The organism is Pseudomonas sp. PI1, assembly GCF_000812405.1.
GTDB lineage: Bacteria > Pseudomonadota > Gammaproteobacteria > Pseudomonadales > Pseudomonadaceae > Pseudomonas > Pseudomonas citronellolis.
In genome coordinates, this window is the sequence record NZ_JWMC01000009.1 from 1 (window position 1) to 11959 (window position 11959).

11 protein-coding genes and 1 pseudogene are annotated in these 11959 nt (G+C 56.5%); 10 read left to right on the top strand and 2 right to left on the bottom strand.

Translation table 11 applies throughout. From position 1 onward, the window contains the following. Nucleotides 1-507: 507 nt before the first annotated feature. Nucleotides 508-714, top strand: a pseudogene (locus tag RN02_RS34145) (shufflon system plasmid conjugative transfer pilus tip adhesin PilV); the annotation flags it as partial. Nucleotides 715-1930: 1216 nt separating this feature from the next. Here RN02_RS34145 and RN02_RS02450 read toward each other — a convergent pair. Together RN02_RS02450 and RN02_RS31985 are read right to left on the bottom strand one after the other, a co-directional pair. Further along, entirely contained in the window at nucleotides 1931-3055 is a 1125-nt protein-coding gene (locus RN02_RS02450; protein ID WP_042931316.1) for a site-specific integrase, read from the bottom strand. Then, nucleotides 3024-3314, bottom strand: a complete 291-nt coding sequence (locus RN02_RS31985) for a helix-turn-helix domain-containing protein (protein ID WP_244632834.1) — start codon at nucleotides 3312-3314, stop codon at nucleotides 3024-3026. Before RN02_RS31985 ends, RN02_RS02450 begins: the two co-directional genes overlap by 32 nt. 212 nt (nucleotides 3315-3526) lie before the next feature. Here RN02_RS31985 and RN02_RS02455 point away from each other — a divergent pair, with 212 nt between their 5' ends. The 9 genes from RN02_RS02455 to RN02_RS02495 all read left to right on the top strand — a co-directional run bounded on the left by RN02_RS02455 (nucleotide 3527) and on the right by RN02_RS02495 (nucleotide 11949). Beyond that, nucleotides 3527-3883, top strand: coding sequence for a hypothetical protein (locus tag RN02_RS02455; RefSeq protein WP_021018625.1), 357 nt, complete (start codon nucleotides 3527-3529; stop codon nucleotides 3881-3883). A gap of 125 nt (nucleotides 3884-4008) precedes the next feature. Continuing rightward, on the top strand, nucleotides 4009-5289 hold the full coding sequence (locus RN02_RS02460; protein WP_021018624.1) for a site-specific DNA-methyltransferase: 1281 nt from the start codon (nucleotides 4009-4011) through the stop codon (nucleotides 5287-5289). 332 nt (nucleotides 5290-5621) lie between these two features. Then, a complete protein-coding gene (locus tag RN02_RS02465; protein ID WP_202034894.1) occupies nucleotides 5622-6392 on the top strand; it encodes a DUF6685 family protein in 771 nt (256 codons plus the stop codon). Nucleotides 6393-6691: 299 nt separating this feature from the next. Continuing rightward, entirely contained in the window at nucleotides 6692-7294 is a 603-nt protein-coding gene (locus RN02_RS02470) for a hypothetical protein (protein ID WP_021018621.1), read from the top strand. Nucleotides 7295-7376: 82 nt separating this feature from the next. Then, on the top strand, nucleotides 7377-8159 hold the full coding sequence (locus RN02_RS02475) for an N-6 DNA methylase (protein ID WP_010792955.1): 783 nt from the start codon (nucleotides 7377-7379) through the stop codon (nucleotides 8157-8159). A gap of 118 nt (nucleotides 8160-8277) precedes the next feature. Next, complete coding sequence (locus RN02_RS02480) at nucleotides 8278-9009, top strand: energy transducer TonB (RefSeq protein ID WP_021018620.1); 732 nt, start codon at nucleotides 8278-8280, stop codon at nucleotides 9007-9009. After that, nucleotides 9006-9272: a hypothetical protein gene (locus tag RN02_RS33045; RefSeq protein WP_125862946.1), complete on the top strand. Its 267-nt coding sequence runs from the start codon at nucleotides 9006-9008 to the stop codon at nucleotides 9270-9272. The genes RN02_RS02480 and RN02_RS33045 overlap by 4 nt, the downstream gene beginning before the upstream one ends. Before the next feature lie 50 nt (nucleotides 9273-9322). Continuing rightward, nucleotides 9323-10117: a hypothetical protein gene (locus RN02_RS02485; RefSeq protein ID WP_043312968.1), complete on the top strand. Its 795-nt coding sequence runs from the start codon at nucleotides 9323-9325 to the stop codon at nucleotides 10115-10117. 563 nt (nucleotides 10118-10680) lie between these two features. Then, complete coding sequence (locus RN02_RS02495) at nucleotides 10681-11949, top strand: phospholipase D family protein (RefSeq protein WP_010792951.1); 1269 nt, start codon at nucleotides 10681-10683, stop codon at nucleotides 11947-11949. The last annotated feature ends 10 nt before the right edge of the window (nucleotides 11950-11959 follow it).

Consider the following 11959-nt stretch of genomic DNA (forward strand, 5'->3'; position numbering starts at 1 on the left):
AGCAATTTCTTCATGCGGGTCTGAACCAGCTTCAGGTCGTGCAGTAAGTTTGTTTTCTTGGATGGCTATAGCCAAGAAGTTATGATTGCCAATCCGGTCTTTGGACTGGCAGCAAAGGAACCCTTGATGGCCCTTACCGTGTTTCTGGGTCCTCCTTAGGGGCTTGGACCATGTGTACGCTTAACTACGGCAGCGGGAATTCAAAGTCCTTAACCTTCAGCAATGGGAATTGGTTTTACTCCGGGAGTGGAACGCAAGTTGTTTACTGCTACAAATAGTTTTGCCAATCCGGCATTTGGACTTCCCCTACGGGAGTTAAGCTCGGAGACAAAGTGATAGGCGGTTACGTGTCCTATCACGACTCCTCGAACTCCGGGTCTGCTTACTGTCCCGACGGGGCGGTTCTCATTGGTTTAATAAACGACAAAAGCCTCGACAGCTACCACATGGCCTGTCAAATGCTGGGGGAATAGCGATTGCCACTAACCCCATTGCCAATCCGGTATGTGGAAAATGAATGGAGGAGGCGCACCTACCTGCAAGGCATATACGATACCTGGATATTCGGCCAACGACGTAACAACGTATGCCTGCCCCGCGGGCTATACAAAGATCGGGTGGGATACTTACGGGCAGGGATGGCGGTCCAGTAGCTCCTCTGGGATTATCATTGGCAGTAACGACTACTCGACAATTTTTTGCTGTCAATTCTAACCATTTTGCCAATCCGGTATTATTTAGAACTACACAGGTCATGCAGTTATATTGATACCATAAACTCTCGAAAGCGCACAGCGGCTGTCGTTACAAATATCCCACAAGTCCTTGCTCAATCTTTATCAGGCAAATCTTGCAAGCTTGCCTGATCGCGGGGATAATTTGGCAGGTGTATCTTTAAGTAATACCGGATTGGCAATCATAACTTCTTGGCTATAGCCATCCAAGAAAACAAACTTACTGCACGACCTGAAGCTGGTTCAGACCCGCATGAAGAAATTGCTGTTGACGCAGGACTGGCTCCCCCATACAACCTGAATCCCTTGGTAGTTAAGCTGTTGACCCGGTGGTCTATCGCGTCCATTGCACCATGGGCACATGGGGTAAATGGAAAAAGAAATTCGGACGAAACAATAACCTGAGGAATGCTTGGCATTTCCTCTTCGAATACAACATCAATATATGGCATTGAGTCGCATATCTTCTCCGCTTGGTTCGACCAGAACGAGCCACAGATTGACGTGTATGCTCGGCCGCTCAGGATCTTAGTTTCTTCTGCTGCCCGCCAGACACCGGATTGGCAAAGCGCTATTTAAAACATGCCCATCTATACTTGGCGGGCCAAGATCCACGATAGGTATACATGTACCAATTTCCTCCACTGAGATAGATGTACCCATCCTCATCCTCACCTGCTCCAGATACTCCTGTGAGAGTGCAATACCAACTTGAATCTGCTAATTGACATGTCTTGGATGACAGATATGGCGGCTGGCATACACCAGATATTTGTTGGCTTAAGCCTAATCCACCAATTACCTTCCAAACACCGGATTGGCAAGAGGACCTCTAACTACAGCACAACAAGTTAGCCGACTGCCCTCCGCCCTCGGTGGTTATGTAGATTCCCGCGGCTGTTTCACCTTGCTCGCAATAAACAGGGTTGTTGTTTAGTTCGTAAATCCGCCTGCAACTTGCGTAGCCGCCGTATCCACCTACGAGGGATTGTGTTCCGTTGCCGCCGCGCCACACCCCGAATTGGCAACCTTGCCTGTATGAAAAATTCCAGATATTCCTCCTTCAAAACGCTTCACGGATGCAGTTTTGCCGAGGTGAGACTTTCTCCTGTTTTTTCCAGCTGCAGTTGGCCCAACGCCCCGAGCTCCGTGGCTTTGCAGGCAGGGATGCCCGCGACTTTCGCTGAAAAAAAGTATTATGCTGCTGCAAGCGGGTCGATCATGACGATGTCCGCCTCATGAACGATGTCCAGGTACTGATCCGGCTGGGGTATGGTTTCGGCGTCCCGTATCGAGGTCATCAGGCGCCTCAACAGTTGGTCCTGTGCCAAGGTAATCGCAGACTCCTTCGTAGCAGCTGAAGCCGTCAGCCCTTCGAAGTCCAGCAGCCGAATCGTCACGTCCTTGCTTGTCCGAGCTACAGAGGCGGGATACGGAACAAGGTGGTTGATGACCACCTGGCGGCCCCGGCTCTTACCTCCTTCCAATTTCTTGACGAGGCGCTGCGCCTTGAGATGGGTGTACCTTTTGAGCATTGAAAGCGATTTATGACCGCTGATCGCGGCGACCTCCATCATGTCCAAGGTTCCAAGCTCAAAGAGCCTGCTAATCGCCTCGTGACGCAGGTCATGGAAGTGGAGGTCTTCAATTCCAAGCCGGAGCAGCATGACTCGCCATGTGGTCTTGAGTCCGGCGTTCGTGTAGGAGAACACCCGGCCATTGCCGGCAACACCTAGTTGGATTAAGGCGTCTCGTGCCTTGATGGAGAGAGGGACATCTCGGCGAGTTCCGTTCTTCGTATCGGGGAGATGTGCAATGCGCGTTTTGAGGTTGATGTGTTCCCACGAGAGGTTGAGGATTTCACCTTGCCGCATCGCTGTTTCCAGGGCAACGATGATGATCGCGTAGAGCTCAGAGTTCCCATAATTGTGGGCGTAACGGAGGATCAGGCGTTCCTCTCTTGAGGTCAGCCGACGCTCACGGCCAGGCGGCATTTTGGGCTTTCTAACCTTGAGGACTGGATTGTCATCGCAGATGCCCCACTCGATACGTCCAAGCTCGAACAGATTCGACAGCAAGGACATCTCGAGGCGAACGGTAGCCGGCGAGATCTGTTGACCAGTTTTGCCATTGAGCTGCTGAAGCCTTTCATCTCTGTAAGTCGCGATGTCAACAGATGTGATCTCGCGCACGATTTTCTCACCCAGGAGCGAGTTGGCTATCTGCTGAATGCGATAGCATTCTTGCTTGTAGCCCTTCTTGAGAATCGAGACTTTCTCACGGTAGTGATTAAGGGCTTCGCGAAGAGTCTTGGTTGTCATGCATCTCGTCCAACTGACTTTGGATGTGACTGGCGAGCTCTAGAACGCTCAAGCCGAACACGTCGCTAAGGGAAACGATAGTGTCAAGCGTGGGCGAACGCTCCCCGCGCTCGAGGACCGAGATGTAGGTGCGATCTAGACCAGCTTCAAACCCAAGCTGCTCTTGAGTGAGGTTGGCAGTTTTTCGCAGGTTTCGAAGTGCGCGGCCAAAGGCCACGTTGTGATTACGAAAATGGATAAGGCTGTCCCAGCTTGACACGCGAAAAGCTGGAATTTTGGGGATTCAGACTATAGTCGTCTTCCGCTTATAAGCGGAATTCGTCCCTCTCTTGCCCTGCTCGCTTCTCGTATTGATGTCTTCACAAGATCGGCTTTGCATGCACCGACTTGAATTTCATCCCCCCCCTTTCAACTGATTCAGGCCTACCCACCAAGTAATCTGCAGCCCTGTTCTTTTGTCTTGGAGCTGCAATGAACAACGATTTTCTCAAGCGCGTTTCCCAGTGGATCGTAGGGGAAGATACGGGTCTTTCCGCTATAGCGATTTGGTCGAGCATGATGGGCGTCCTGCCCGAGGATGGCTTCTGCACACCGTCCGATCCTTCTGACCTGGGTCGATGCCTGCGCCTGCTGGAACTGGTACCCGAGTGGAAGGCGCGAATCTCGGAGATGGCCATCCACGGACGCGAATGGGCTGCTCTCGTTTCGCATTGGGAGGAACTCCATCAGCTGATGGACGATGAGGTGGGGATCGACTGGAGTAAGGGGAACAGTGCCCTGCGCACCTACGAACGAATGAAGGCCATTCAAGGACATCATCGAACCTGAATCACATTCGCACGGGTTCTGGCACAGCCGGAGCGCCCTGATCATCTCCGGGTGATCAATTGGCCAGTTGGCCAGCTCCATCGAACCGCCGCGATAAATCTGCGGCCGCGAGTGAGAATGAAACGATGCGCACCACCCGACTCAAACACAAAGTCAGCGCCCCGGGTCAGGGCGAACTGTTCGCCGTCGACCAGATTGCGGGCATCTACAAGGCCAACCCCGACAAGCCCCTGACGAACACCGCGCTCTACGAGATCGTCACCAACCACCTTGGCGTTTCTACGGAAGCCTTGAACGAGCTTGCGCCTGTTGGGGAGAGTGGGCAGAAACACAGCCTGGTTCGCCGCGCTATCCGGTGGACTCAGCAATCACTGAAACAGATGGGTATCATCGAGCGCGTCAACGGAGAGCGCGGCGTGTGGCGCTTGACCGAAGATGCCAAACGCGACCTCAATCCAGCGAAGTCTGGTGTGAAGGTGCTCGGCTTTCGTACTGACCTGGGCCTGGCGATCTGGGGGCCAAGCGCGGATATCTTCAAAAGGCTCACTGTACCGGTCGTGCTTGCGCTCCAATCTCCGCCGTACCCGTTGAGGAAGGAAAGGGCTTACGGCAACCCTGATGAGCGGGAAATCGTCGACTTCATCTGCGCCACGCTCGAGCCTGTGGTCGAGGCGCTGGCAGAAGAAGGCAGTCTCGTCTTGAACGTATCGCAGGATTGCTTCCTCCCGGGACTACCGGCGCGCTCGACCTATGTGGAGCGCCTGGTACTGGAAGTCTGTGATCGATTTGGACTCTACCTGATGGACCGGCTCATCTGGGAAAACCCCGCAAAGGCTCCTGGTCCGGTTCAGTGGGCCTCGAAATCCCGTCAGCAACTCAATGTGGGGTATGAGCCTGTACTCTGGTTCGCAAAGAACCCGCTGAAATGCAAATCGAACAACAACCGCGTCCTCCAGCCGCATTCCGAACGGCATCTGCGGTTGATCCAGAATGGTGGCGAGAAACGCCACACGAACTACGGTGATGGCGCATATCGCCTACGTCCGGGCAGCTTCAGCAACGAGACTGCCGGATCGATCCCGAAGAACGTGATCACCCGTGGACACCGTTGCGCCTACGGCACTCAACACCGCAAAGCCGCAGAGGCCCTTGGCTTGCCGACCCACGGTGCTCCGATGCCCTTTTCGATTCCCGAGTTCCTGATTCAGTTTCTGACTGAGGAAGGCGATCTTGTAGTGGATGCCTGGGCCGGTCGCAACATGACATCCCTGGCAGCCGAGTTGCTCGGCCGCACCTGGATGTCGGGCGAACTGATGCTGCAGCACATCCGCACTGGCGCTGAATTGTTCCGTGGACGGCCAGGGTTCTGGCTCAATCCACAGATTGCTGCTGCTTTCGGCCGCTGAATCCCACGAAGGTTCTTCGACTAGCCCCTTGCCCGTTATCCTCAAACACTGATGGCGCGCCGTGGGGTCGGCCCTCCAACTGGGGCGAATTGACAGCTATGCAGCCTCCTAAGCCCCGACAATGGTTGGGATTCAACACAACGGAGAATGGCGTTATGCGTGACACATGGGCAAAGGTCCTTCGCTTCAGTTTGGACTGCCTCGGGCATCCGGCCTCCCTTGGGCATATGCTGCAGCAAAACCGCGATCTGAGGTTCGATTTACCAGGACAGCCCTGTTCGATTGCCTCATCAGAGGTCGTTCGGTGGCACGAGTGGGGCAAGGGGAGCTACTTGACCGGAAACTGGCGAGCACCGGGGGAGCTGCTTGGATGGAAGGCTGTTGGAACCGAATTCTGCAGCTACCACTACACCATCGATGCGCTGGCCAACGTTGGCTACACAGAGATCGTCGAGTCCTGGGAGTGTGAGATCCAGGATGTCCAGGGGCTTTGTGCCTCCAAGTCGGAGCTTCGAGATTTCGAGAGCCTCGATGCTATGGCTGTGGCCAGGACGCAGTATCTCGTAGGGGAGATCACTCACGCGAACCTTGAAAAGAGCCTGGGGTGGTACGAGATCCGCATCCTTCATCGCGACTCCACCGACGACTTCTTTGCATGCCACCAGTGGGACGGCCGAGTTTTCTTGATGAACTCTGGGGGTTCCCATCATTTCGTGGCTGGCCGCTACCTGGCTGCCCGGTTGGAAGTTCCCGTTCCTCTGAAAGGCCTTCTGCGCGTCCACCGCCTTTCTCAGGCCGCGGTGTCTCGGCTGGTTGGCGAGTATGAGGTGTTTGCCCTGAATGATGATTCAGAGGCTTTCCAACGATTCTTCGATGCAATGAGGGAATACCGGGCCGGTTTCCTTTGGACACCGTTGCCTCGCCACCTCGACGGCCGGGCGGTATTTCTCCCTCGAGGGGATGCAAGGGCAATGAGGATAGTGCCCTTGATGCGCGCGGCGGGCCACTTCGATCTGGGTGCGCACCTCCAGGAACTATCTGCCAGGCCAGTACGTCTCCCGCGCATTGCCTCAGCTCGCCGGCAGATGGAGCCTGTTGAGTAACCTATGGATAGCCAGACCCCGACTTGGAGAGAGTTCAGGCCGAGCAGCTGGACGCGCCGGGATATGGCGGGTGCGGCCCAGCCGCATGATGAAAACGATCAGCCAGAAGCCGACTATTGGCTGGCGTGGCCGCCGTACATTACCGGTGACAAGTCGGATATTGGTCATCCCTCGAAGGTGATGCGCCGTCGATTCCGCTCCCGCGAAGCTGCGATGGCGTATGCCGACCGCACCTGGCCCATTGATCCTAACTCTACCTGGCCGACTTCGCCTTACCGGCCTCAAGCTCGAGAAGACTCATGAATACCTTCGCCGTAGATGCAGAGTCCCTAATTGCGGTTGCCATCCCAGAGCAGGTTGTCACCTCCTCATTGAGCCCCATCATCGAGATCCACACCGCTGGCCTCAACGACCTTCCCTACCCCCTGTCCACCGCCACGCTTTGGGTGGCATGCTGTGAGTCATGGCCTCATGCCGATCCAGACTGGGAGGGGCTGTATTTCATCAACCTGGCGATTCAGGCTGATCACATGTTCTCCCAGGTTGGGTCCGACAATCAGTTCCTGACGCTGGATGTGAGGCCGGGGACCGTTTTTCTGACCAATCCTCTGGCCCTTCACTGGCTGCAGCCGAGCGATAAGCAATTGAACCGGATCGCGGAAGGACTGCAGGAGCGACGTAATGGCTACATCGGCCTGCAGTGGGAAGTCGCCTATCACGAGATAGATGCGAAGGTTCTTTGGTTGAAGGAAGAGTTAGAGAAGCTCGGAAACGTCGAGCAGCTGGGCTGCGACATTGCCCCCTTGCTTATCCAACCGGAAGCGGACTATGTCCAGGCCCCACCTGGTCACGATTTCGTAATTGGACCGGAGGTTCGGGCTTTGCCCCGCCGTAAGAGCTGACCAACCATACCAAGCGGCACCGGTTCTGGCACAACCTATCCCACCGAATACTGCGCCCATCTAGAAACTGATGGAGCGCAGTATGTCACCCGCAAAGCAGCACACCGACAACCTGGCCAAGCTCATTCATTCGGTGGGCTACCACCCACCCCGCGAGGTCTTTCAAGACTTCTGCGAGATGGCAGCCGTGGCGGTCTCAAACGCAGTAGACGTGCTCCACCGGGAGGCCCGGGAAGCCCAGTACATGCGGCTGATCCAAAGGTACAAGCCGAAGGATCAATACCTATTCCGTGCAATGCTCGATGAGTTACAGCAGGCCCTGGAAAAAGACCCCAGCGATATCTTGGGAAGGCTGTTCATGGAGGTAGGCGGCTCGAATTCTCGGAGTGGACAGTTTTTCACCCCAGAATCGATCAGCCAGGTCCTTACGGACCTGACGCTTGCTGATACAGGACATGTTCAAAGTCTTATCGAGGAGCGAGGGTTCATCACCCTTTCGGAACCCTCTTGTGGGGCTGGTGCGATGGTCATCGCGTTTGCACTTCGCCTGCGAGAATTGGGCATCAACTACCAGCAGCACCTGCACGCCACCCTGGTCGATATCGACTGCAGGGCCGTCCACATGGCGTATCTGCAACTAAGTCTTTTGCATATTCCTGCCGTGGTGGTGCACGGAGACACGTTGACCCTCAAGCAGCACAGCAGTTGGTACACCCTAGCCCACGCTATGGGCCTCTTTGGTATCAAACTGCGCCGGGGGTTTAGTTTGGACAGTGCAAGGGGGCGGGAGTTGATTGGCAATCAATCTGGTCAGGAGGACGCGGACTCTTTGCATGATCGGAGGATGGCCATGGCGATCGGCTGATCAGGTCTCTTGTTCAGCGTCATCCAACGGACGGGGATTTGCGCGCGACCCTTTGACTTTGGAGCATCGGAAGCGCCCGTTATCCTCCCTTCTTCGATGTAAACCCAGGGGGATCGGTGTGAACGAGAAACAGAATGCGCTGATGGCCGTTGCAGTTGGTGCCGTGGTGCTCGCGTTTTCCGCGGGCGGCTTTTTCATCGCTCTGGGCGCGAAGAAGACGGCCGACCAGTACGCCAGAGAAGTCGATCAGCTGAAGCAAGAGATTGCTGATCTACAGGGGCGTGCCGGCGACGCCGATGCCAAGATCGAGGGTGTGGTTAGGCTGGTGAAGGAAGTGGTCGAGCTTGCTCGCAGCCCTGCGGCAGCTGGCAAAGATGGTAACGGGAAGCCTCCGTCGTCTGTGCACGCCAGCCCGCTGGGAGCAACAACTGGCGAGGCCAAGTCTGCCCCAGGATCTACTACTACCCCAAGCGTCGGTACCGGAGTCAGCGGCCCCAAGACCAAGGCTCTGGCCGAGCTGCTGGACACTGAACAGAAAGTCGATGGGCCGGTCACTCCTGACAAAGTCGATAGCCTGCTGGTGGAGCGAATCAGTAGCAACTGGCACCGTCCGGCTAGTGCAAAGGATGGCATGCAGGTCACCATCGAAATCGAGATGGATCGGAAGGGCGTGATCAAGCAAGTCCGTGTTCATCAGTCGAGCGGCAATAAGGCATTTGACACCTCCGCGGTCAAAGCAATCCAGGACGTCAAGGCAATCCCGGAAATAGCCTCCCTTCCCACCGACGTGTATCAGAGCCTCTACAAGAACAGAAAAGTGCTCTTCACCCCCGAAAGTCTCGGGAAGTGATCGCAGTACCGCTTAAGCCCAGCAATCGCTGGGCTGAGGCCGTAGAAGCGGGCTATTTTTCGCGGCTAATTGCAGGAGGAATCATTTTGGATTTCTGGTTTTTGTTGTTTTTTGCGCCCTTTTTGTTGCTCGGGCTGGGGTGGGTGTCCTCCAGTTTGGACAGGATCGCTAATGAGATGCGTCGATCAAATGACTTGAAAGAAGCTGAGCAGCGACGACTTCACGCTGCCGAGGCTGACTCAGCTGCCAACAAGGCGGATTAATCAGGGTAAAGAGCACTTACCCACCGCTGCGCCAAAAGGAGTTTCGACCAGTGCACCGCCTTACCCAACATACTGACGACCCCGCCGAACAGGTGCCTCTGGATCTGAGCGAGGACCAGCGGGCCGCCATCAAGGCCACAGTCAAGAAGGCGCAGCAGAGTCTCGCCATTTTGCCGTTCCTTCTTGAACAGAGCACCGTGCCTGGCCTGACCCGTGCCCAGGCGCGCATGGCGATGGAAACGACCGAATTTGAGCTGGCCACCCTAGGCCGCTTGCTCGGCGTCGATACGGAGTCGAAAGCGACTATCGAGCAGCGTTTCGGCGAACTGCGTCAGGCCAATATGCGCATTCGCGACTTGGAGGCGCTGCTGGGCCGGCAGATGCCGGCGGAGGCCATACAGCCGGCACTCGGCAACTTGGCCCGCCAGTTGCGCGATTGGTGGCGGCTGGAGGGCTTCGGCCATACCAGCGAAATTCAGTTCGGGGAATATAGCTTGCAGGTGAGATTTTCCCTGCAGTCCCTTTCTGCTCGACCGCTCACTGCCGGCGCTGAGCATCTGTCCCACGCCGAGCGCAAGGCGCTCTGGCTGGCCGACCTGGAGCGCCGTGGCTTTGTCCTGCACGACGACGACGGCAAAGGCGTGACCGACTGCCCGGCATCCCGCGATGCGCTTCGGGCGCTGTTTGCCCAGAGCTTCCCGGGGACGCACAAGATCGCCCAGTTCGTCAGCCGTGAAGGCGACCACGCTTCCAAGCTGGTCAGCGTCGAGGTGTACGTCTATGACCTGGCGCAAATCCTAACCTTGCCCGCGCCGCCGCCGAATGCCCAAGACGTTGACGCCTGAACCCATTGATCAGGTCAAAAAAAGAGAGGGGAATATGCCGAGTCCGGAGCATGACAAGCTGACAGCCATGGGGGCCAGGTGGTTCAAGAAGAACGGCTTCCCTGTGGTTACTACCGAAATTTGGGCAGCAGGGAGCCGTGAGCGGCCCGATGTTCTGGGATTCCGCTCCATGTGTTCCGGAGTGATTGAGGTGAAGGTCAGCCTCAGTGACTTCCGGGCCGATCGCTTGAAGCCGGAGCGGGTTTCCGGAGGCTTGGGCAATTACCGTTTCTACCTCTGCCCGGAGGGGTTGATACGGCCGGAAGATCTTCCTGCCCGTTGGGGCTTGCTGTACGCAAAAGGAAGATCTGTTGTGCCGGTGGTTAGCCCCCCTGGTAACCTTTGGCCAGGCGTCCCTCGTAACGCGCTCGAGGAGGACCTGGCGGCTGAGTGGCTCCCCTTCCTCCACCGCCCCGACCTCGATGCGGAACGGGCCGCCCTCTTCTCAATCGCGCGCCGACTCAGTTGAAGTCCCCGCTCCTTGCTGCCAGCCTGTCCTGAAGATCACGGAACAGGTTGTCAGCATGGCGGACAGCAGCATCTTCACCAACAGCCCCGGCCAGGACCAAGTCCTCAGGCCTTTCCAGCGGCTTATCTCTACAGCGTCGCATATCCGGCTTGCAGCGCCCTACTTCACTCGCCCGGGCGAGATATTGGAGGCTGCGGAACGTGGCGCGAAGATAGATCTCCTGGTGGGGCTCAATCCAGCGACGAATCCCGCCGCCCTGCGCCAAGCACTCGAAGCCGACAACTGCTCCATCCGGTACTTCACGGATGGCTTCCATGCCAAGATCTTCCTCTTCGATGGCGTGGCCATGTTGGGCTCAGCAAACCTCACGGATGGCGGCCTGGTCAGCAACCGAGAAGCAGTCGTTCTGCTCGACCAGCCTGGCGATGAAGAGCGGATCAGAGACCTCGAGGCGCTGTTCGCTGTGCTTTGGGACAGTGCCGAGGTATTAACCAGGCAGGTCTATCTGAAATTCAAGGATGCCTGGGAGAAGGCCAGTCGGATGGACAGTCGGGATACCCCATTCCAAAGCCTCGCTGATGTAGAGCCTCCAACTGTCCTTGCCGGCAGCGGACATAAGACCGCTCAGCAGCATTACCTCAGTGATCTGAGGAAGACTATCTATGAGCAATACCTGCCGGCGTTTGAGGAGGTCGCCGCAATCCTTCGTGAGCAAGGCACTCGCCGACCTGAATTCAACGGCCTTGCATGGGGACCGGAGGTGAACCGCTACTTGAACTGGGTGCGACTCGAGCACGCCCCAGGAGATGCTGCGTGGCAGGATGCCCCCATCCGCAGGCCTCAAGATCGAAGGACCCAAATCCAAACCTTGGTAATGGAATGGCTTTCCACCGCTACTCCTCGGATTCCAGAGGACTACTTCGAACTGCTGGAAACACTGCACGCGGTGATGGAGAGCCCGGAGTCGATTCGTGCCAGCAGCAAGGAGCAGATCGCTGCAGCACTGATGTGTGTCCACGCATTCTCCGAGCAGCTCCGTTTCACATTGGGTGGCGCCGAGGCTCTGCCGGCCAAGTTTTGGGAAGGGAACCGGGAGGACCTCGGTCGTGTTCAGGACACCCTGATTTACCTGATTCATGGCCACGAGGAGTTTGCCGCACGCATTGGCTCCGTACTTTACGATCCGAAGTACAAACTCGCTTCCTTCGGCCGATTCTGTGCATTGGAGCTGGTCGGAACGCTGAAGCCAGAACAGGTGCCCCCAATCAACGGACGCATGGCCAAGGCTCTGCGGTTTCTCGGGTTTGACGTCCGCGCCACATAGAGACTTCGGG